Below are 21,152 nucleotides of genomic sequence, written 5' to 3'. Positions count from 1 at the left end.
CCCGCCTTTCGCAAGAGAAGCCATGACCCGGGGCGCATGCAGGCACCGGGGTCGGGCAGGCAATACAGTCACTGTCGCTGTACGGGGTCTCAGGCCGTATCCGGTCATATCAATGGGCCACTTTTGGTCAGAATGGACGATGGGGCGGATGCCGCGGCTGGGGCCCTCAGGCCGTATTTGGTCATACGATTATTCTTGTGGGACAATGGTCTGCCGCAGATTCCACAATCATGACATAGCCACCTATAGGCACCAAGTTTTATGGCCCAGTTTTTCAAGCCCCAAAAGAAATCCACCCAGCCCCAACGTATTGAATTTACGGTAGACAGTCTGGATCACCACTGTGTCGGCGTCGGCCGTCATCAGGGCAAGGCCATCTTCATCGAAGGGGCGCTGCCCGGCGAGGCCATCAAGGCCCGCATCATCGACGACAAGAAGCACTATGCTCACGCCGCCCTGCAACAGGTGGTGACCCCGGCGGCCAACCGGGTCGCCCCCTTCTGCGACCACTATCGCGAGTGTGGCGGTTGCAGTGCCCAGCACCTGGGAGAGGGAGATCAACTGGCGGCCAAGGAGGCGGGACTGGTCAGCCTGTTCGAGCGCCTTGGCAACATCCAGGCGCCTACGCTGGCACCTGCGCTGACGGGGGAGTCCCGCGCCTACCGCCGGGTCTGCCGTCTGGCCATCAAGTTTGACAAGAACGGTCGCTGCACCCGGGTGGGCTTTCGTCGTCGCCAGTCGAACGATCTGGTAGAGATTGCCGGCTGTCCTGTGCTGGCCGAGCCCCTCTCCGCCCTTATTGCCCCTCTGCGCGAATGTCTCAACCGGCTGAAGAGCCAGCGCGAACTGGGCCATGCGGAACTCATTCAGGGGGAGCAGGGCATTCTGATGCTGCTGCGCCACATCGGTCGCCCCACCGAGGCGGATCGGGCGCACTTGACCGAGTTTGCCACCGCCCAGGGGATAGACCTCTATCTGCAGGCGGCGGACGAGCAGATCGAACCTCTGCGTCAACAGTCTCAGCCAAGTTACACGCTGGATGGCCTGTCTCTTGCATTCGCTCCCGGCGACTTCATCCAGGTCAACGGGCCCGTCAACCAGCGCATGGTGGAGCAGGCATTGAGCTGGCTCGACGCAGGCAAGGATGACAAGGTGCTGGACCTCTTCTGCGGCATCGGCAACTTCACCCTGCCGCTGGCCCGTCAGGCCCGCGAAGTGGTGGGGGTGGAAGGGGAGTTCGCCATGGTGACGCGTGCACAGGAGAATGCCCGCCGCAACGGCATCGACAACGCCCGCTTCTACAAGGCGGACTTGAGCGGCGACATCGTGGGCATGTCCTGGGCCCGGGAAGGGTTCGATCTGGTACTTCTGGATCCGGCCAGACCCGGGGCGCTGGAGGTGATGAGCCACGTGGTGGCACTTTCCCCCAAACGGGTGGTCTATGTTTCCTGTAACCCGGTCACCCTGGCCCGTGACAGTCAGGTGCTGGTGCAGGGGGGCTACAAGCTGACCCGTCTGGGGATGCTGGACATGTTCCCCCACACCGGTCATCTGGAGTCCATGGCGCTGTTCGAACGGGGCTGAGTCGAGGCGACCGCATTATTCTGGATGAATCAAGATGCGGTCGTGATGATTTTTCGATGTGCATGATGCTGCCAGAGTGAGGTAAAACAGGTGTTTTTCGCTGCCTTCAACGGGCAGGGCAGAATGCGGTTATCTTGGTTTTCCAGCGGCGGCAGCGCTGTTTGAGCGGGAGTGATTAGGGTAATCTAGGTCGTCGATAGTGGATCGGATGCGGGGAAGAGCCCTGTCACCTTGCGCGGTGACATGCCTTGAAAACTCTTTCATGCATCCCCATTTGAGGCAGTCATCAGTTGATGAGGGGATGAGGAGAGCATCGGCTTTCGACCCCACACTTTTAAGGATTGATACCATGGTTGCGGTGCGCGATATTCATTTGAAAGACAATTTCACTCTGGATGAGTGGGTCAGTTCCCTTACCCTGAGTGAAAGTGACAAGAATCAGCTGCGAACCGTCTACCAGTATTGCCTGACCCTGGGTGACGAAGCGCTCACCAACCGCCTGCTGGTGCGCGGGGTCGAGATGGTGGGCATCCTGCTGATGCTCAGCATGGATCTCGCCACCCTCAAGGCCGCCATTCTCTATCCCTTCGTCGAAGCCGGTCTCATCAGCCAGGAAAAGGTGAACGAGGACTTCGGCCCCAAGATCGCCAAGCTGGTGGAAGGGGTGCTGGAGATGGAGGCCATCCGCTCCCTGCAAACCCTTCACCGCAGCGAAACCTCGCCGGAGCAGGTGGACAACGTGCGCCGCATGCTGCTCGCCATGGTCGAGGACGTGCGCGCCGTGGTCATCAAGCTGGCGGAGCGCATCGCCTGCCTGCGTGAGGCGAAGAAGGCGGATGAGGAGACCCGGGTGCTGATGGCCCAGGAGATCACCAACATCTATGCCCCCCTTGCGAACCGCCTCGGTATCGGTCAGCTCAAGTGGGAGCTCGAGGATCTCGCCTTCCGCTACCTGCACCCGGACACCTACAAGCAGATCGCCAAACAGCTGGACGAGAAACGGCTCGACCGCGAGCGCTACATCCGTGAATTCGTGCAGTCTCTGCGCGATGCCCTGGCCGAGGCCGGCGTCGAGGCCGAGGTCTATGGCCGACCGAAACACATCTACAGCATCTGGCGCAAGATGCAGAAGAAGCACCTCGAATTCAACGAGCTGTTCGATGTGCGCGCGGTGCGGGTGATCACCAAGCGGCTGCAGGATTGCTACGCGGCGCTCGGTATCGTTCACACCCATTTCCACCATATTCCCCGCGAATTTGACGACTATGTCGCCAACCCCAAGCCCAATGGCTACCAGTCCATCCACACCGTGGTGGTGGGGGAGGAGGGCAAGACAGTGGAGATCCAGATCCGTACCGAGCAGATGCATCAGGATGCGGAGCTCGGTGTGGCTGCGCACTGGCGCTACAAGGAAGGTGCACAGGCCGCTGCCAAGACCAGCACCTTCGAAGACAAGATCGAATGGCTGCGCAAACTCCTCGCCTGGCAGGAGGATCTCTCGGAGAGCGGCTCCTTGCTGGACGATCTGCGCAGTCAGGTGTTCGAGGACAGGGTTTATGTCTTCACTCCCAAGGGCGATGTCATCGACCTGCCGGCAGGGGCGACGCCGCTCGACTTCGCCTATCACGTGCACAGCATGATCGGTCACCGCTGCATCGGCACCAAGATCGACGGCCGTATCGTGCCCTTCACCTATACGCTGCAGACCGGCGACCAGGTGGAGGTGATCACCCAGAAGGAGCCGAACCCGAGCCGCGACTGGATGAACCCGAACGCCGGCTTCCTGCGCTCCAGCCGGGCGCGGGCCAAGGTGGCCACCTGGTTCAGAAAGCTGGACCGGGACAAGAACATCGCCGCCGGCAAGGAGTTGCTGGAGAAAGAACTGGACAGGCACAACCTCACCCTCTCCAAGGTGGACAAGGTGGTGCTGGAGCGTTTCCATGCGGAGGAGCTGGAGGATTTGCTGGCCGGTATCGGCAGCGGCGACATCCGCATCAACCAGCTGCTCAATTATCTGGACACCCGCTACAACAAGCCGACGGCGGAAGAAGAAGATCGCCGTCTGCTGGAGAAGCTGGAGCAGAAGGCCAATGTGCCCTTCCGCCCCAAACCCAAGGATCACATCGTGGTGGAAGGGGTGGGCAACCTGATGACTCACATCGCCCGCTGCTGCCAGCCCATCCCGGGGGACGCCATCCAGGGCTTCATCACCATGGGACGGGGGGTTTCCATCCACCGGGAAGATTGCGAGCAGCTCAAGGAGCTGTCGCGTCGCAACCCGGAGCGCTTGATCGATGCGGTCTGGGGGGAGAACTACTCCGGCGGTTACGGTCTCACCATCCGCATTCTCTCCAACGACAGATCCGGCCTGCTGCGCGACATCACCACCGTGCTCGCCAACGAGAAGATCAACGTGATGGGAGTGCGTTCGCGCTCCAACGTGCGCGAGCAGACCGCCGAAATAGACATGGAGCTGGAGATTTACAACATCAACGCCTTCAACCGGGCGTTGGCCAAGCTCAGTCAGCTCAACGACGTGATCAGCGCCAAGCGGCTGTAATGCTCAACCGACCGGCCCCAGTGGCCGGTCTGCATTTTCTCCCTCCTTGTAGAGCATTGAAGACGGATATCACGCGCCCCATCTCCGGCCGCCATGGCGCCACATCATGTGGAGCAGTGGCGTGAGCGGATATTCATGAACCCATTTACTGAATCGAAAGTGAGTTGCCCATGTCCCAACGCTACGACCTTCCCCAACTGCTCGACATCATGGCTAGATTGCGTGACCCGAACGGGGGCTGTCCCTGGGATCTCAAGCAGAGCTTCCAGACCATAGTGCCGCACACCCTGGAGGAGGCCTACGAGGTGGCGGATGCCATCGAGAGCGAAGATTGGCAAGGGCTGAAGGGGGAGCTCGGTGATCTGCTGTTCCAGGTCGTGTTCTATGCCCAGCTCGGCAAGGAGCAGGGATTGTTCGACTTTGCCGACATCGTCGATACCGTGAGCGAGAAGCTCATTCGCCGCCACCCCCATGTCTTCTCCGATGCCGACCTGGGTGACGAGCAGGCGGTCAAAGCGAACTGGGAGGCGGAAAAGGCCAAAGAGCGGGCCGCGCTCGACAAGGAGAGCGTGCTGGACGATATCCCCCTCTCCCTGCCTGCCCTGACCCGGGCAGCCAAGATCCAGAAGCGCTGCGCCACCGTCGGTTTCGACTGGAAGACCCTGGGGCCCGTGGTGGACAAGATCCACGAGGAGATCGAGGAGGTGATGGAAGAGGTGCTGATGGTTGACGTGGACGAGGCTCGGGTGAGCGACGAGCTCGGCGATCTCTTGTTTGCCACCGTCAACTTGGTGCGTCATCTGGGCAAGGATCCCGAGCAGGTGCTGAGGGCTGCCAACACCAAGTTTGAGCGTCGTTTTCGTCAAGTTGAACACTTTATTGCCGCAGAAGGTCTGAAAATGACGGATTGCTCCCTGGAGAAGCTGGACGAGGCCTGGAACAAGGCCAAGGAAACCGAGCAAAGTTGATTTGGCGCAAGACGGGGCGGCGGGGAGCCTGATAGATTTTTGTTCATTGTTTGGGAGTGGGGGTTTTGGTATACTGTTTCCCCGTCCTGCTTCATCCCCGAAGCACCCCTTAAAAATCCCTAAACTTCTTTCAGGTTCAGCATGACGACCAAATATATTTTTGTGACTGGTGGCGTTGTTTCATCCCTCGGCAAAGGCATTGCCGCAGCTTCTCTGGCAGCCATTCTGGAAGCCCGTGGTCTGGATGTGACCATCATGAAACTGGACCCGTACATCAACGTGGATCCGGGCACCATGAGCCCGACCCAGCATGGTGAAGTGTTCGTAACCGAGGACGGGGCCGAAACCGATCTGGATTTGGGCCACTACGAGCGTTTCATCCGCACCAAGATGACCCGCCGCAACAACTTCACCACCGGCCGCATCTATGCAGACGTGCTGCGCAAGGAGCGTCGTGGTGACTATCTGGGCGCCACCATCCAGGTGATCCCGCACATCACCAACGCCATCAAGGAGCGGGTGATTGCCGGTGCCGAAGGCCATCAGGTTGCCATCGTCGAAGTGGGCGGTACCGTGGGCGACATCGAGTCCCTGCCGTTCCTTGAAGCCATTCGTCAGCTGGCGGCCATCGTGGGTCGCAACAATGCCATGTTCATGCACCTGACCCTGGTTCCTTACCTGGCCGCCGCCGGCGAGGTGAAGACCAAGCCGACCCAGCACTCCGTGAAGGAGCTGCTCTCCATCGGTATCCAGCCGGATGTGCTGATCTGCCGCTCCGACCGCGCCATTCCGGCCAACGAGCGTGCCAAGATCGCCCTGTTCTGCAACGTGCCCGAGCGCGCCGTCATCTCCATGAAGGATGTCGACTCCATCTACAAGATCCCGGCGCTGCTGAAATCCCAGGGGCTGGACGGCTACATCACCGAGCGCTTCGGCATCGAGTGCAAAGAAGCCGACCTGGCCGAGTGGGAACAGGTCATCTATGAAGAGGCCAACCCGACTGCCGAAGTCACCATCGGCATGGTGGGCAAGTATGTCTCCCTGCCGGACGCCTACAAGTCCGTCAACGAAGCGCTCAAGCACGGTGGCCTGAAGACCCGTCTCTCCGTCAACATCAAGTACATCGACTCCCAGGACATCGAGACCCGTGGCGCCGAGCTGCTGGAAGGTCTGGATGCGATCCTGGTACCGGGCGGCTTCGGCGAACGCGGCGTGGAAGGCAAGATCCTGGCCGCCAAATATGCCCGCGAGAACAAGATCCCGTACCTCGGTATCTGCCTGGGCATGCAGGTCGCCTTGATCGAATACGCCCGCAACGTGGCGGGCATGGAAGGGGCCCACTCCTCCGAGTTCAAGAAAGACAGCCCGTACCCCGTGGTCGGTCTCATCACCGAGTGGGTGGATGACGAAGGCAACGTCGAGACCCGGACCGAGAAGTCCGATCTGGGCGGTACCATGCGTCTTGGCTCCCAGCTCTGCCACCTGGTGGAAGATTCCAAGGTGCGTCAGATGTACGGCAGCCCGACCATTTACGAGCGCCACCGTCACCGTTATGAAGTGAACAACAAGCTGCTGCCACAGATTGAAGCGGCAGGTCTGAAGGTGACCGGTCTCTCCGCCGACAAAAAACTGGTGGAAATCATCGAGATCCCGGATCACCCCTGGTTCGTGGCCGCGCAGTTCCACCCGGAGTTCACCTCGACTCCCCGTGATGGCCACGCCCTGTTCGCCGGTTTTGTGAAGGCGGCGGGCGAGTATCAGAAGCGTAATTTGAAGTAATTGAAAATAAATGCGGTTGGGGCCCTGTGCCACAGCCGCTTTTTTTGGCATATTTTTGTTGTTTTTTTACGAAACCTGAGGAAATACACATGTCCAAGATCGTTAAAGTGATCGGTCGTGAAATCATCGACTCCCGTGGTAACCCGACCGTTGAGGCCGAAGTTCACCTGGAAGGTGGTTTTGTTGGTATGGCAGCCGCTCCGTCTGGCGCGTCCACCGGTTCCCGCGAAGCGCTGGAACTGCGTGACGGCGACAAGAGCCGTTTCCTGGGTAAAGGCGTGCTGAAAGCCATCGAAGCCGTCAACGGCCCGATCGCTCAGGCTCTGCTGGGTAAAGATGCCAAGGACCAGGCCACTGTCGACCAGATCATGATCGACCTCGACGGTACCGAGAACAAATCCAAGTTCGGCGCCAACGCCATCCTGGCTGTTTCCCTGGCCAACGCCAAAGCTGCCGCTGCTGCCAAAGGCATGCCGCTGTACGCCCACATCGCCGAGCTGAATGGCACCCCGGGTGTCTACTCCATGCCGCTGCCCATGATGAACATCATCAACGGTGGTGAGCACGCCGACAACAACGTCGACATCCAGGAGTTCATGATCCAGCCGGTTGGCGCCAAGACCCTGAAAGAAGCCGTTCGCATGGGCGCAGAAGTGTTCCACAACCTGGCCAAAGTGCTGAAGTCCAAGGGCTACAACACTGCCGTCGGTGACGAAGGTGGTTTCGCTCCGAACCTGAAATCCAACGCCGAAGCGCTGGAAGTGATCGCTGAAGCCGTTGCCGCTGCCGGTTACAAACTGGGCACCGACATTACCCTGGCCATGGACTGCGCTGCGTCCGAGTTCTACGACGCAGAGAAGAAAGAGTACAACCTGAAGGGCGAAGGTCGTATCTTCACCTCCAACGGTTTCTCCGACTTCCTGGCTGACCTGACCACCAAGTTCCCGATCGTCTCCATCGAAGATGGCCTGGACGAATCCGACTGGGAAGGCTTCGCCTACCAGACCGCCGAACTGGGCAAGAAAATCCAGATCGTGGGTGACGACCTGTTCGTAACCAACACCAAGATCCTGAAGCGCGGTATCGACAACGGCATCGCCAACTCCATCCTGATCAAGTTCAACCAGATCGGTTCCCTGACCGAAACTCTGGCTGCCATCAAGATGGCCAAAGACGCTGGCTACACTGCCGTCATCTCCCACCGCTCCGGTGAGACCGAAGACGCGACCATCGCCGACCTGGCTGTGGGTACCGCTGCTGGCCAGATCAAGACCGGTTCCATGAGCCGTTCTGACCGTGTTGCCAAGTACAACCAGCTGATTCGTATCGAAGAAGCCCTGGGTGCCAAGGCTCCGTTCCGTGGTCTGAAAGAAGTGAAGAACCAGGCTTAATTTTCGCCTGCGTTCATGCTTCACAAAGCCCCGCCATCTGGCGGGGCTTTTTCGTTCTGCGCTTATGGACATGTGCGACCTGCATTTTTTATTCCGACCAACCCATCCGGCACACAGGCTTTCTTTTGTCTTGCCTGCGAATATGGGAAACTAGGCCGCTTGAAGGAGACTCAGTGCATGCGGCTACTCACTCTTATCCTGCTCCTCCTGTTGGGAGGGCTGCAATATGACCTCTGGCTGGGGAAAAACGGCCTCTCCGACTATCGGGAACTCTCCACCGCCATCGAGCGGCAGCAACAGGACAACCTGGTACTCAAGGATCGCAACAGTCTGATTTACCGGGAAATCGACGATCTTACCTCTGGCCTTGAGGCCATCGAGGAGTTGTCGCGCAACGATCTTGGCTACATCAAGCAGGGCGAGACCTTCTACAGAATCATTCCTAAAGAAAAGGATCAGGTGACGGAGCCTGATGGTGCCCCCTACGATGACTGATAGCCTGAGCGGCCTGACCGCCATCGTCCCGGCTGCCGGTATTGGCAGTCGCATGGGGGCCAATTGCCCCAAGCAGTACCTTTCCCTGGCAGGTAAATGCATTCTGGAGCACACCCTGGAGCGTCTGCTCTCCCATCCCGCCATCGCCCGTGTGATCGTGGCGCTGGCGCCCCACGACCGCTGGTTTGAGACGCTGACCGTGGCAACCGATCCGCGGGTGCTGCGAGTGGAAGGGGGAAGCGAGCGCGCCTTCTCCGTGCTCAATGCGTTGCACGTGGCAGAAGGGGAGTGGGCACTGGTGCATGACGCCGCCCGGCCCTGTCTGACCCACGAGGATCTCGATGCGCTCATTACTGCCGCCATGGCCTCTGGCGGTGCCATCCTCGGCAGCCGGGTGCGCGATACCATGAAGCGCACCGATGCGGCCGGCAATATCCTCGCCACCGTGGATCGCGAGCAGCTCTGGCATGCCCTGACGCCCCAGATGTTTTTGGTCCGCCCCCTCAAGCGGGCGCTGGAGGAGGGGCTGGCGCTCGGCGCCGCCATCACCGATGAAGCCTCCGCCATGGAGCGCGCCGGTTTCCCCGTGCGCATGGTGGAAGGGCGGGCCGATAACATCAAGGTGACCCGGCCGGAAGATCTCTCCCTGGCCGGGCTCTATTTACAGCAACAACGTGCGTGCCGGTCGGCACGACCCGATTCATCCCCAGAGGAGCAGGCATGATCCGCACCGGACATGGTTTTGATGAGACAGATTTCCGTGTATTGAGGAGGGCGCAGGCATGATGCGGATCGGACATGGTTTTGATGTTCACAAGTTTGGCGGGGTTGGTCCCTGCATGCTGGGCGGGGTGGCGGTGCCCTATGAACAGGGCCTGCTGGCCCACTCCGATGGCGACGTGGTGCTGCATGCGGTGAGCGATGCCCTGCTGGGGGCCATCGGCGCCGGTGACATCGGCCGCCACTTTCCCGATACCGCCGCCGAATTCAAGGGCATCGACAGCCGCATCCTGCTGCGGGATGTCTTTGCCCGCGTGCAGCGCGCAGGTTATGCCATCGGCAACCTGGATGTGACCATCATCGCCCAGGCCCCCAAGATGGCCCCCCATATCGACGCCATGTGCGCCGTGCTGGCCGCAGATCTGCAATGTGATTTGAACCGGGTGAACGTCAAGGCGACCACCACCGAACAACTCGGATTCACGGGGCGCAAGGAAGGGATCGCCACCGAAGCCGTCGTCTTGCTGGTGAAACAATGATGCTTGAACAACTTGCCTATCTGCACGGGACGCCCACTGCTCGCGGCATCCTCAAGGCCGAGGCCGCCGACTTCGTGGTCAATGAAGATCTCGGGTTTGCACCTTGCGGCGAGGGGGAACACATCTTCGTCCGGGTACGCAAAACCGGCGAGAATACCGCCTGGGTGGCTGGCCTGCTGGCCGATGCGGCCGGGGTTGCCCGCAATGCGGTGACCTGGGCTGGTCTGAAAGATCGCCATGCGGTGACCGAACAGTGGTTCGGCATCCATCTGCCGGGCAAGGGCGAGCCGGGTCTCTCGGTCATCGAGAACGACAACATCCGGATCCTTGAGGTGAAGCGCCACAACAAGAAGCTGCGGGTCGGCTATCTCAAGGGCAACCACTTCACCCTGCGTCTAACCGGTCTGGAGCAGGCCGACGGGCTGGAATCCCGTCTGCAGGCGATTGCAACCCAGGGGGTGCCCAACTACTACGGCGAGCAGCGTTTCGGCCGCGGTGGCAACAACCTGGAGGCCGCCAAGGCGATGTTCGCCGGCAAACGGATCAAGGATCGCAACAAGCGCTCCCTCTATCTGTCCGCCGCCCGCAGCATGCTGTTCAATGCCATCGTCAGCGCCCGCATCGAGCAGGGGCTGGCCCATCAGCTGCTGGCTGGCGACTGCGTGATGCTCAAGGGCAGCCACTCCATCTTCAGTGAAGAGAGCGTGACGCCCGAGCTCGAGGCGCGCCTTGCCTCCGGAGACGTGCAACTGACCGCTCCCCAGTGGGGCCGTGGCCGTCTGGCGAGCCAGGGGGCAGCCGCCGAGTTCGAGCAAGGAGTGCTGGCCTCTTATGGCGACTGGTGCGAGGGGCTGGAGAAAGCCGGGCTGGATCAGGACAGGCGCCCGCTGCTGCTCAAGCCGGAGCAGATGAGCTGGCAACGGGAGGACGAGGTGTTGACCCTGTCGTTCTTCCTGCCTGCCGGCGCCTTTGCCACCAGCGTGGTACGAGAGTTAATGCAGGCCGAAGAGGCCGATCACGGTCTCAGGAACTCAACCGATGCGAATTCTGGTCAGTAATGACGATGGGGTACACGCCGAGGGCATTCGCGCCCTCAGCGAGGCGTTGCGTGCCTGTGGCGAGGTCGTGGTGGTGGCGCCGGATCGCAACCGCAGCGGTGCCAGCCACTCCCTGACGCTGGAAGTGCCGCTGCGGGTCACCCGCCTCGATGCGTCCAGTTTTCACGGCATCAAGAGTTATGCGGTCAAGGGGACGCCGACCGACTGCGTTCATCTGGCGGTCAACGAACTGCTGCGCCCTGAGCCCGACATGGTGGTGGCCGGTATCAATCACGGGGCCAACCTGGGGGATGACGTCATTTACTCGGGGACGGTGGCGGCCGCGACGGAAGGGCGTCATCTTGGTTTCCCCTCCATCGCCGTATCGCTGGTGGGCAAGACCCATTTCGCCAGTGCGGCCCACTACGCCGCCCAGCTGGTGCGGGGGCTGATGGTGCATCCGTTGCCTGCGGATCAGATCCTCAACGTGAATGTGCCTGACCTGCCGCTCGAGCAGATCAAGGGGATCAGGGTGACTCGTCTTGGCAATCGCCACCGGGCGGAGTCGGTGATCTGCACCGAGGATCCCCGTGGTCAGCCGGTCTACTGGATTGGTCCCCCCGGCAACCAGCAGGATGCGGGAGAGGGAACGGACTTTGCCGCCATCGAGCAGGGTTATGTCTCCATCACTCCCCTGACCATCGACATGACGGCCTACGGCAGTCTGTCGACCCTGGGCGCGTGGCTGGATCTGCAGGGATGACGTTGTGATAGTACAGCGCCTGTTGAATCAACTGATTGCCCAGGATGTCCGCGATTTCCGCGTATTGGCGGCGATCGCGAAGGTGCCGCGCCAGCTGTTTGTGGACGAGGCCATGGCCCACAAGGCCTGGGACAATACGGCCCTGCCCATCGGCCATGGGCAGACCATCTCCCAGCCTTACATCGTGGCGCGCATGACCGAGCTGCTGATCCAGAACGATCCGGCCCATGTGCTGGAGATCGGGACGGGATCGGGCTACCAGACGGCGGTACTGGCCCACCTAGTGGAGCATGTCTACACCATGGAGCGGATCAAGTCGCTGCAGTTTCAGGCCCGGCGCAGATTGCGCCAGCTCGATCTGCACAATGTGTCGGCCAAGCACGGCAATGGGTGGCTAGGTTGGCCCAACAAGGGCCCTTTCGACGCCATTCTGGTGACGGCGGCGGCCAGTGAGGTCCCCAAGGCCCTGACCGATCAGCTGGCTGACGGTGGTCGTCTGGTGTTGCCGGTGGGTGATGGCCAGCAGACCCTGCAGCTCATCGAGCGATCGGGCTCCCAGCTCACCAGCCGGATCCTGGAGCCGGTACGTTTCGTTCCCCTGATTGACGGAGATGTCGAGTGAAGTTGTTTTCCCGCCTTTATGTTCTGGTGATGCAGTGGGCACGCCACAAGTATGCCCCCTGGTATCTGGCCATCACCGCCTTTATTGAATCCATCTTCTGGCCCATTCCGGTGGATGTGATGCTGGCGCCCATGGCGCTCGGCAAACCTCATCGCGCCTGGCACTATGCCGCGCTGGCCACCCTCTTTTCGGTGCTGGGCGCCCTGTTTGGTTATCTGCTCGGCTATGCCCTGTGGGAGCCAGTGGTGCAGCCGCTGGTGACCTCGGTTGGCTATGAGGACAAGATTGCCCTGGCCGAGCAGTGGTTCGCGCAGTGGGGCATCTGGGTTATTTTTATTGCCAGCTTCACGCCGATCCCCTACAAGGTGTTTACCGTCACGGCTGGCTTGCTCCACATGGCACTGTTGCCTTTCATCCTGACCTCGCTGATCGGTCGTGGCATGCGCTTCTTCCTGGTTGCAGGTCTGATGCGCTGGGGCGGCGAGAAGATGGAGCGCAAGCTGATGCACTATGTGGATGTGCTGGGCTGGCTCTGTATTGGTTTGGCCGTTGCGGCCTATTTCTGGTTTAGTCGTTAAGGATCCACTATGTGTTCGCGTGTTTGGCAAGGTAGCGGTGTCGTCGTGTTGTCATGGCTGCTGCTTGCCTGTTCCTCCAGCAAGACTGCGGCTCCGGTGCACAGCCTGGGCAATGATCAGGTCGCTTCGACCATCCCCGTGCGTCAAGGTATGACCAAGCCCGGCATTGCAGGCAACGGGTACACCGTGGTCAAAGGAGACACTCTCTACTCCATTGCATTTCGTTCTGGCATGGATGTGGCTTCGCTTATCAGCATCAATGGCATCACTCCCCCCTATAACATTTATCCCGGCCAGCAGCTCAGGCTCGATGGCGCTTCCGCCCCCATGGCGGTGGCAACCGTCGGCAGCCCTGTCAGTCGTGGCAGCGTGACGGGGTCTGGCAGTTACGAGGTGCGCCGTGGCGATACTTTGAGCAGCATCGGTCGCCAGTTCGGTCTCTCCAACCAGGCCTTGGCCCAGCGCAACAACCTCCAGGCTCCTTATGCATTGCACGTGGGCCAGGTGCTCAATGTGGGGGGCGCGGGGTCCTCGGGTGGTCAGATGGTGGCAGCAACCACACCGGTGGTGACCAGCACGGGGCCCAAACCCCTGGCCACGGCTCCGGCAGGTACGACCACACCATTTATTGCTCAGAAAACGATTGCTCCTGCCTCGTCAACAGCATACGCTCAGGCGAAAGAACAAAAAACCGTCAGTTCCTCGTCAACACTCTCCTGGCATTGGCCGACCAAAGGGCGGATCGTTGAAGGCTTCTCCGTTGCGGAACAAGGCAACAAGGGCATCGACATTTCCGGCCAGAAGGGCCAACCCATTTACGCTGCGAGCAGCGGCAAAGTGGTCTATGCGGGCAGTGCACTGCGAGGTTATGGCAAGCTGATAATTCTCAAGCACAGCGATGACTACCTCTCCGCCTACGCTCACAACGATGAGTTGAGGGTCAAGGAGGGAGACACCGTGAAGGGCGGAGCGGTTATCGCCAATATGGGTAGCACGGATGCGCCGGATGTGCGCTTGCACTTTGAAATCCGGTACAAAGGCAAGTCGATCAACCCGATGGGCTATTTGCCAAAGCGTTAACTCAGAGAGCTGAGTCTTACTCTGGTGTAGGTCAGGGAGAGATATCATGAGCCAAGAACAACTGGTAATGCAGGATGCAGAGTTAGAGTTCGACGAGGAGCTGGAGGTTCAGGAGGAAGAAGAGGTTCAGGAAGTGGCGGCCGAAGCCGAAGAGACCATTTCCGATGAACTGATGGCGCCCGAGCTGAACAAGGTAATGGACGCCACCCAGCTCTATCTGGGGGAGATAGGCTTCTCCCCCTTGCTCACGGCTGAAGAGGAAGTCTACTACGCCCGCCGTGCCCTGCGTGGCGACAAAGCGGCGCGCAAGCGCATGATCGAATCCAACCTGCGCCTGGTGGTCAAGATTGCCCGGCGCTACAACAACCGCGGCCTGGTGCTGCTGGATCTCATCGAAGAGGGCAACCTCGGCCTTATCCGCGCCGTCGAGAAGTTCGACCCCGAGCGAGGCTTCCGTTTCTCCACCTATGCCACCTGGTGGATCCGCCAGACCATAGAGCGGGCCATCATGAACCAGACCCGTACCATTCGTCTGCCCATCCATGTGGTCAAGGAGCTGAACGTCTATCTGCGCACTGCGCGCGAGCTTTCTCATCGTCTCGACCATGAGCCGACCGCCGAGGATATCGCCTCTGCACTGGATCGCTCTGTGGACGATGTGAATCGCATGCTCAAGCTCAACGAGAAGATCACCTCGGTGGATACTCCCATTGGTGGCGATCGCGACAAGGCGCTGCTGGACGTGCTCTCCGACGAGCGCGGCATGGGGCCCGAGCTGGAGTCCCAGGAAGATGACATGCGCAGCAGCATAGTGCACTGGCTGGAGGAGCTAAATCCCAAGCAGCGCGAAGTGCTGGCCCGCCGTTTCGGTCTGCTCGGCTATGAACCGGCCACCCTGGAAGACGTGGGCGCCGAGATTGGTTTGACCCGCGAGCGGGTGCGCCAGATCCAGGTGGAAGGGTTGCGCCGTCTGCGGGAGATCCTGCTGGGGCAGGGGCTCTCCATTGAGGCGCTATTCCGCACCAATTAAACGGGTATGAATACCGTCATCAAGATGAAAAAGGGGCCGCAGGCCCCTTTCTTTTTGTCGTGGATCTTCCGGATCATACCGGATCCAGAGTGTCCAGCGGCCAGCGCGGCACGGCCTTGACGACGAGGGGTTCGAAGACTCCCGCCTTCAGGCGTTGCATGCCGGCATAGGCGATCATGGCGCCGTTGTCGGTGCAGTATTCGGTGCGCGGGTAGAAGACTTCACCTTTGAGGCTCTCCATCAGCTCGGCCAGCTGGGCGCGCAGATGACGGTTGGCACTGACGCCGCCTGCCACGACCAGACGATTGAGACCGGTCTCTTTCAGGGCACGGCGGCACTTGATGGCCAGGGTGTCGACCACCGCATCCTCAAACGCCCGGGCGATGTCGGCACGGGTCTGCTCGTCGTCGCCATTGGCTGCTATGGTATTGGCGGCAAAGGTCTTGAGGCCGGAGAAGCTCATGTCGAGCCCGGGACGGTCGGTCATGGGACGCGGGAAGGTAAAGCGTCCAGTGGTGCCTTTTTCTGCCAGCCGGGAGAGCAGCGGACCACCGGGGTAGTCCAGACCCATCAGCTTGGCGGTCTTGTCGAACGCCTCACCGGCGGCATCGTCGATCGATTCGCCCAGCAGCTGATAGCTGCCGATACCGTCGACCCGAACCAGCATGGAGTGGCCGCCGGAAACCAAGAGCGCCACGAAGGGGAACTCGGGGGCCTTCTCTTCCAGCATGGGGGCCAGCAGGTGGCCTTCCATGTGGTGTACGGCGATGGCCGGCTTGTCCCATGCCATCGCCAGCGAGCGGCCTATGGTCGCCCCGACCAGGATGGCACCAACCAGACCTGGCCCCGCGGTATAGGCGATGCCATCGATGTCATCCTTGCCAAGTCCAGCCTCTTTCAAGGCGGCCTGGATCAAGGGGATCGTCTTGCGTACATGGTCCCGGCTGGCGAGCTCGGGAACGACGCCGCCGTAGTCCGCATGCAGCTTGACCTGGCTGTACAACTGGTGGGAAAGGATCCCTTTTTGATCATCGAAGATCGCGATCCCGGTTTCGTCACAGGATGTCTCTATGCCCAATACACGCATTGCTAAAAAATTTCACTGCTAAAATGAGACGGCTATGGTAACCTTCGCGGGTTTTTTAAACCAGAGCGATCTCTGCGGGTTTACTTTCATTCCCTGTCCAGAGTATAATTTCGCACCATTTTAAGACATGCTGATCGATTGAAGGTCAGCTAACAATTTATCACTGAGGTGAAAGGCACATGCCAGTAATCAAAGTCCGTGAAAATGAGCCGTTTGACGTTGCTCTGCGTCGCTTCAAGCGTTCTTGCGAAAAGGCCGGTATCCTGTCCGAAGTTCGTAGCCGTGAGTTCTACGAGAAGCCGACTACCATTCGCAAGCGCGCCAAAGCGTCCGCTGTCAAGCGTCACGCCAAGAAGCTGTCCCGCGAAAACGCACGTCGTATCCGCCTGTACTAATCAAGGGATCATGCCGTGTCTCTGAAGGATCAACTCAAGGATCAGCAAAAGCTCGCCATGCTTGCCAAAGACAAGCCTCGGTTGGGTGCTATCCGCTTGTTGATGGCAGAAATCAAGCAGCGTGAAGTCGATACCCGTGTCGAGCTCAATGATGAAGAGATCCTCGCCGTCGTGACCAAAATGGTCAAACAGCGTCGCGATTCCATCAGCCAGTTTGAAGCTGCCGGTCGCCAGGATCTCGCCGACAAAGAGTCCGCCGAGATCGTTGTGCTGCAGGAGTTCCTGCCACAACAGCTGACCGCAGACGAAATTGCCGCCCTGATCGAGCAAGCCATCGCTGAAAGTGGTGCTGCCGTCATGGCTGACATGGGTAAAGTCATGGCTGTCTTGAAGCCAAAAATTCAGGGGCGTGCCGATGTCGGCGCCGTCAGTGCTCAGGTGAAAACCCGCTTGGCGTAACAGGCAACTCTCTTGTTTGGTCGAAGAAGCCGTGCTTCCCATTGGAATGCGCGGCTTTTTTATTTCCTATGCAATGAAACAGGACGGTTATGGCTGGCAGGATCCCGCAATCCTTTATCGATGATCTGCTCGTACGCACGGACATAGTCGAGTTGATCGACTCCCGTGTGCGGTTGAAGAAAGCCGGTAAGAACTACCAGGCTTGCTGCCCTTTTCATAACGAAAAAAGCCCCTCCTTTACCGTCAGCCAGGAGAAGCAGTTCTATCACTGTTTCGGTTGTGGTGCCCACGGCAATGCCATCGGCTTTGTCATGGAGTACGACGGCCTGGAATTCCCCGATGCCATCGAAGAGCTGGCAAGCCTGCACGGTATGCAGGTCCCCCGTGAGCAAACGGCGGGTGGATCAAGCCATAGCCAACCAGCCGTCAGTAAGGATCTGTTCGAGCTGATGAACCAGATTGCGCGCTTCTACGAGAGCAATCTCAAGAACGCGCCTCAGGCGGTGGAGTATCTGAAAGGCCGGGGCCTGACTGGCGAGGTGGTCAAGCGCTTCAACATCGGTTATGCCCCTGGGGACTGGGATCAGGTGCGTCGCCGCTTTGGCGCCAGTCGGGATCACGAACAACTGCTGATTTCGGGCGGTATGCTGATCCCCCGTGACAGCGGCCCGGGCAGCTACGATCGTTTCCGCGATCGCATCATGTTTCCGATCCGGGACAAACGTGGCCGGGTCATCGGCTTCGGTGGCCGAGTGCTGGGGGATGGCACGCCCAAGTACCTGAACTCCCCCGAAACCCCCATCTTCCACAAGGGGCGAGAGCTGTTCGGCCTTTATGAGGTCAAGCAGGCACACAAGGATCCGCGCCGGATCCTGGTGGTGGAAGGTTACATGGATGTGGTGGCGCTCGGCCAGTACGACATCGACTATGCGGTGGCGGCACTGGGGACTGCGACCACCAGCGATCACATCCACACCCTGTTCCGTACCACGGCAGAGGTGGTCTGTTGCTACGACGGCGACAACGCCGGTCGGGAAGCTGCCTGGCGGGCGCTGGATAACGCGCTCTCCCACCTGCAGGACGGCCGTGAACTCAAGTTCGTCTTTTTGCCGGATGGCGAGGATCCCGACTCGCTGGTACGCCAGATCGGCAAGGAGGGGTTCGAAGCGCTGCTCGACAAGGCCCAGTCGTTTGCGGATTTCATGTTCGAACGCCTCGGGCGCGATGCGGCTCTTTCCGGTGAGGCAGGCAAGTTTGAAGTGGCCAACAAGGCCGCCGAGCTGATTCGTCGGGTACCGGAAGGTTTCACTCGCGAGGGGTTGATTACCCGACTTTCCAGCATGATGCGTTGGGGAGAAAACAAGCAGCGGATTGCCGAGCTGTTTGCCCGCAACAGCCAGCCCAAGGTGGAAGTCAACAAACCCAAGGCGACCAAACTGACACCGATCCGCAGGGCTCTGGCCCTGATGGTGCAGTATCCGGCGATCACCGCCGAGCTGCCGGCCATGCCCGAGTTGGCCGGGCTGCGCCTGCAGGGGATCCCTTTCCTGCTGCAACTGCACCAGCAGATCCTGATCCAGCCGGGAGTGACAACGGGTATCCTGCTGGAGCATTGGCGCGGCACAAAAGAGGGAGAAATACTTGCCCAGCTGGCGATGCATGACCTGTTTGAAGAGGTAAAGCTCGATCAGGAGCCCGATATTCTGGGAGAATTGCAGGATACTTTTGTCGGTTTCATCAACCTTTTCCTGAAGCAACGGATCGAAGAATTGCAGGCCAAGGTGGCGCAGGAAGGGCTAAGCTCTGAGGAAACTCAGGAGCTGATGATGCTGATCAGAGAGGTGCAGATTGAGAAAAGAAATGAGAGTGGGGCTTGATATTTGAGTGAGCAGTCCCAATATGAATAGCGTTGCCCGAATCGACGGGATTGAAAGCAAACACTTTATAACCACCTGGCCCCGACAACACTGCGGGCAGGGGTTTCTCATGACCGACGCCGCAACCAGACATAGCATGTCTGGCGGTTTTCTATTAGAATTGGCTATTTGCGCAGCAGCGCACTGTACGCGCAACCTAGCAACACCAACCGGATGAGTTCTATGGAGCAAACCCCGCAGTCTCAGCTTAAACTCCTCGTTGCCAAAGGTAAAGAACAGGGCTACCTGACCTATGCCGAGGTGAACGATCACCTCCCGCAAGACATTGTCGATTCAGACCAGATCGAAGACATCATCCAGATGATCAACGATATGGGCATTCAAGTGGTTGAAAACGCTCCGGATGCCGATGACCTTATCATGGCTGAAGGTGGTACCGCCGATGAGGACGCTGCCGAAGCAGCGGCCCAGGCTCTGGCATCTGTTGAATCTGAAATTGGTCGCACGACCGATCCCGTCCGCATGTACATGCGGGAAATGGGTACCGTCGAACTGCTGACCCGCGAAGGCGAGATCGACATCGCCAAGCGGATTGAAGACGGTATCAACCAGGTACAAAGCTCCGTCGCCGAGTACCCTGAAGCCATCACCTATCTGCTCGAACAGTACGACAAGTACGAAGCCGAGCAGCTTCGCCTGTCCGACATCATCTCCGGCTTCATCGATCCGAACGAAGTGGATGACGTGGCGCCGACCGCCACTCATATCGGCTCCGAGCTCAGCGAGGACGACCTTGCCGACGAAGACGAAGATGAGGACGAAGACGAAGACGAAGACGGTGACAACTCCGACGATGATGGTGACGGTGGCCCGGATCCGGAAGTCGCTCGCGAGAAATTCGGCGAACTGCGTGCCCAGTACGAGGTGACTCGTCTCTCCATTCAGCAGAATGGCCGTGCCCACGACGACACCCAGAATGCCATCGCCCAGCTGGCCGATGTCTTCCGTCAATTCCGCCTGATGCCCAAGCAGTTCGATCGCCTGGTCAACAACATGCGGGAGATGATGGAGCGTGTCCGCGTGCAGGAACGCATCATCATGAAGCTCTGCGTTGAGCAGGCCAAGATGCCGAAGAAGACCTTCGTCGCGGCCTTCACCAACAACGAGTGCGAAACTGCCTGGTTCGAATACCAGAAGCAGGCCGGCAAGGCGTGGTCTCCCCGCCTGCTCGAGATGGACGAAGAAGTACTGCGTTCCATCGGCAAGCTGCAGCAGATCGAAGAAGAGACCGGTCTGTCCATCGCCCAGATCAAGGACATCAACCGCCGCATGAGCATCGGTGAGGCCAAAGCCCGCCGTGCGAAGAAAGAGATGGTCGAGGCCAACCTGCGTCTGGTTATCTCCATCGCCAAGAAGTACACCAACCGCGGTCTGCAGTTCCTGGATCTGATCCAGGAGGGCAACATCGGTCTGATGAAGGCGGTCGACAAGTTCGAATATCGTCGCGGCTACAAGTTCTCGACCTATGCCACCTGGTGGATCCGTCAGGCCATTACCCGCTCCATCGCGGATCAGGCCCGTACCATCCGTATCCCGGTGCACATGATCGAGACCATCAACAAGCTCAACCGTATCTCCCGCCAGATGCTGCAGGAGATGGGTCGTGAACCGAACCCGGAAGAGCTGGCCATGCGCATGGGCATGCCGGAAGACAAGATCCGCAAGGTACTGAAAATCGCCAAGGAGCCCATCTCCATGGAGACGCCCATCGGTGATGATGAAGACTCCCACTTAGGCGACTTCATCGAAGATACCACCCTGGCTCTGCCAGCGGATGCGGCCACCAGCGAGAGCCTGCGCAACGCGACCCGCGAAGTGCTGGCCGGGCTGACCGCACGGGAAGCCAAGGTACTGCGCATGCGCTTCGGTATCGACATGAACACCGACCACACCCTCGAGGAAGTGGGCAAGCAGTTCGACGTCACCCGTGAGCGTATCCGTCAGATCGAAGCCAAAGCTCTGCGCAAGCTGCGTCATCCGAGCCGCTCGGAAGTGCTGCGCAGCTTCCTGGACGAGTAGTCCCGGGTTCTGTCAGTCTGACATTGCAACAAAAAGCCCCGCCATGCGGCAATGCTGTTCACTTAAGAGAATTTGAGTTCCAGTCCACGTAGTATCAGGGCTAAAAAAT

Annotated in this window: 19 protein-coding genes; 18 read left to right on the top strand and 1 reads right to left on the bottom strand. The window is 59.6% G+C overall.

Annotated features, from left to right (window positions below):
• The first annotated feature begins 261 nt into the window (after nt 1-261).
• From rlmD to rpoS, 14 genes are all read left to right on the top strand, one after another.
• Nucleotides 262-1,584 (top strand): 23S rRNA (uracil(1939)-C(5))-methyltransferase RlmD, encoded by a 1,323-nt coding sequence (gene rlmD / locus OKC30_RS04460; RefSeq protein ID WP_270662361.1) that lies wholly within the window; start codon nt 262-264, stop codon nt 1,582-1,584.
• A gap of 349 nt (nt 1,585-1,933) precedes the next feature.
• Nucleotides 1,934-4,144 (top strand): GTP diphosphokinase, encoded by a 2,211-nt coding sequence (gene relA / locus OKC30_RS04455; protein ID WP_010675631.1) that lies wholly within the window; start codon nt 1,934-1,936, stop codon nt 4,142-4,144.
• 170 nt (nt 4,145-4,314) lie between these two features.
• Nucleotides 4,315-5,112: a nucleoside triphosphate pyrophosphohydrolase gene (gene mazG / locus OKC30_RS04450; protein WP_104454748.1), complete on the top strand. Its 798-nt coding sequence runs from the start codon at nt 4,315-4,317 to the stop codon at nt 5,110-5,112.
• A 141-nt stretch (nt 5,113-5,253) separates the two neighbouring features.
• Complete coding sequence (gene pyrG / locus OKC30_RS04445) at nt 5,254-6,891, top strand: glutamine hydrolyzing CTP synthase (RefSeq protein WP_039041042.1); 1,638 nt, start codon at nt 5,254-5,256, stop codon at nt 6,889-6,891.
• Nucleotides 6,892-6,980: 89 nt separating this feature from the next.
• The gene (gene eno / locus OKC30_RS04440; protein ID WP_043154803.1) at nt 6,981-8,282 is read left to right on the top strand and encodes a phosphopyruvate hydratase; all 1,302 of its coding nucleotides are present in this window, start codon (nt 6,981-6,983) and stop codon (nt 8,280-8,282) included.
• Between the two features lie 177 nt (nt 8,283-8,459).
• Complete coding sequence (ftsB, locus tag OKC30_RS04435; RefSeq protein ID WP_010675628.1) at nt 8,460-8,777, top strand: cell division protein FtsB; 318 nt, start codon at nt 8,460-8,462, stop codon at nt 8,775-8,777.
• Nucleotides 8,770-9,501 (top strand): 2-C-methyl-D-erythritol 4-phosphate cytidylyltransferase, encoded by a 732-nt coding sequence (gene ispD, locus OKC30_RS04430; RefSeq protein ID WP_160837273.1) that lies wholly within the window; start codon nt 8,770-8,772, stop codon nt 9,499-9,501. The genes ftsB and ispD overlap by 8 nt, the downstream gene beginning before the upstream one ends.
• Before the next feature lie 58 nt (nt 9,502-9,559).
• Complete coding sequence (ispF, locus tag OKC30_RS04425; protein WP_052814805.1) at nt 9,560-10,036, top strand: 2-C-methyl-D-erythritol 2,4-cyclodiphosphate synthase; 477 nt, start codon at nt 9,560-9,562, stop codon at nt 10,034-10,036.
• A complete protein-coding gene (truD, locus tag OKC30_RS04420) occupies nt 10,036-11,094 on the top strand; it encodes a tRNA pseudouridine(13) synthase TruD (RefSeq protein WP_160837289.1) in 1,059 nt (352 codons plus the stop codon). Before ispF ends, truD begins: the two co-directional genes overlap by 1 nt.
• Nucleotides 11,075-11,836: a 5'/3'-nucleotidase SurE gene (gene surE / locus OKC30_RS04415; protein WP_128342491.1), complete on the top strand. Its 762-nt coding sequence runs from the start codon at nt 11,075-11,077 to the stop codon at nt 11,834-11,836. The genes truD and surE overlap by 20 nt, the downstream gene beginning before the upstream one ends.
• A gap of 4 nt (nt 11,837-11,840) precedes the next feature.
• Nucleotides 11,841-12,458, top strand: a complete 618-nt coding sequence (locus OKC30_RS04410) for a protein-L-isoaspartate(D-aspartate) O-methyltransferase (RefSeq protein ID WP_010675623.1) — start codon at nt 11,841-11,843, stop codon at nt 12,456-12,458.
• Entirely contained in the window at nt 12,455-13,036 is a 582-nt protein-coding gene (locus OKC30_RS04405; RefSeq protein ID WP_010675622.1) for a YqaA family protein, read from the top strand. The genes OKC30_RS04410 and OKC30_RS04405 overlap by 4 nt, the downstream gene beginning before the upstream one ends.
• Before the next feature lie 9 nt (nt 13,037-13,045).
• Nucleotides 13,046-14,116, top strand: coding sequence for a LysM peptidoglycan-binding domain-containing protein (locus OKC30_RS04400; protein ID WP_160837271.1), 1,071 nt, complete (start codon nt 13,046-13,048; stop codon nt 14,114-14,116).
• A 46-nt stretch (nt 14,117-14,162) separates the two neighbouring features.
• Complete coding sequence (gene rpoS, locus OKC30_RS04395; protein WP_010675620.1) at nt 14,163-15,146, top strand: RNA polymerase sigma factor RpoS; 984 nt, start codon at nt 14,163-14,165, stop codon at nt 15,144-15,146.
• Nucleotides 15,147-15,219: 73 nt separating this feature from the next.
• On the opposite strand, the gene tsaD is transcribed toward rpoS, so the two are convergent.
• Nucleotides 15,220-16,233 (bottom strand): tRNA (adenosine(37)-N6)-threonylcarbamoyltransferase complex transferase subunit TsaD, encoded by a 1,014-nt coding sequence (gene tsaD, locus OKC30_RS04390; RefSeq protein ID WP_041213897.1) that lies wholly within the window; start codon nt 16,231-16,233, stop codon nt 15,220-15,222.
• 179 nt (nt 16,234-16,412) lie between these two features.
• Between tsaD and rpsU the strand changes: the two genes are divergently transcribed.
• The 4 genes from rpsU to rpoD all read left to right on the top strand — a co-directional run bounded on the left by rpsU (nt 16,413) and on the right by rpoD (nt 21,043).
• The gene (gene rpsU / locus OKC30_RS04385; protein ID WP_005309452.1) at nt 16,413-16,628 is read left to right on the top strand and encodes a 30S ribosomal protein S21; all 216 of its coding nucleotides are present in this window, start codon (nt 16,413-16,415) and stop codon (nt 16,626-16,628) included.
• Nucleotides 16,629-16,643: 15 nt separating this feature from the next.
• Nucleotides 16,644-17,087: a GatB/YqeY domain-containing protein gene (locus OKC30_RS04380; RefSeq protein ID WP_160837269.1), complete on the top strand. Its 444-nt coding sequence runs from the start codon at nt 16,644-16,646 to the stop codon at nt 17,085-17,087.
• A gap of 89 nt (nt 17,088-17,176) precedes the next feature.
• Complete coding sequence (dnaG, locus tag OKC30_RS04375; RefSeq protein WP_069784226.1) at nt 17,177-18,964, top strand: DNA primase; 1,788 nt, start codon at nt 17,177-17,179, stop codon at nt 18,962-18,964.
• Nucleotides 18,965-19,147: 183 nt separating this feature from the next.
• The gene (gene rpoD / locus OKC30_RS04370) at nt 19,148-21,043 is read left to right on the top strand and encodes an RNA polymerase sigma factor RpoD (protein WP_263639565.1); all 1,896 of its coding nucleotides are present in this window, start codon (nt 19,148-19,150) and stop codon (nt 21,041-21,043) included.
• The last annotated feature ends 109 nt before the right edge of the window (nt 21,044-21,152 follow it).

It is taken from the genome of Aeromonas sp. QDB18, assembly GCF_027705325.1.
Classification (GTDB): domain Bacteria; phylum Pseudomonadota; class Gammaproteobacteria; order Enterobacterales; family Aeromonadaceae; genus Aeromonas; species Aeromonas caviae.
Note: the sequence above shows the minus strand (reverse complement) of the source record. Positions and strands in the feature narration are given on the sequence as shown.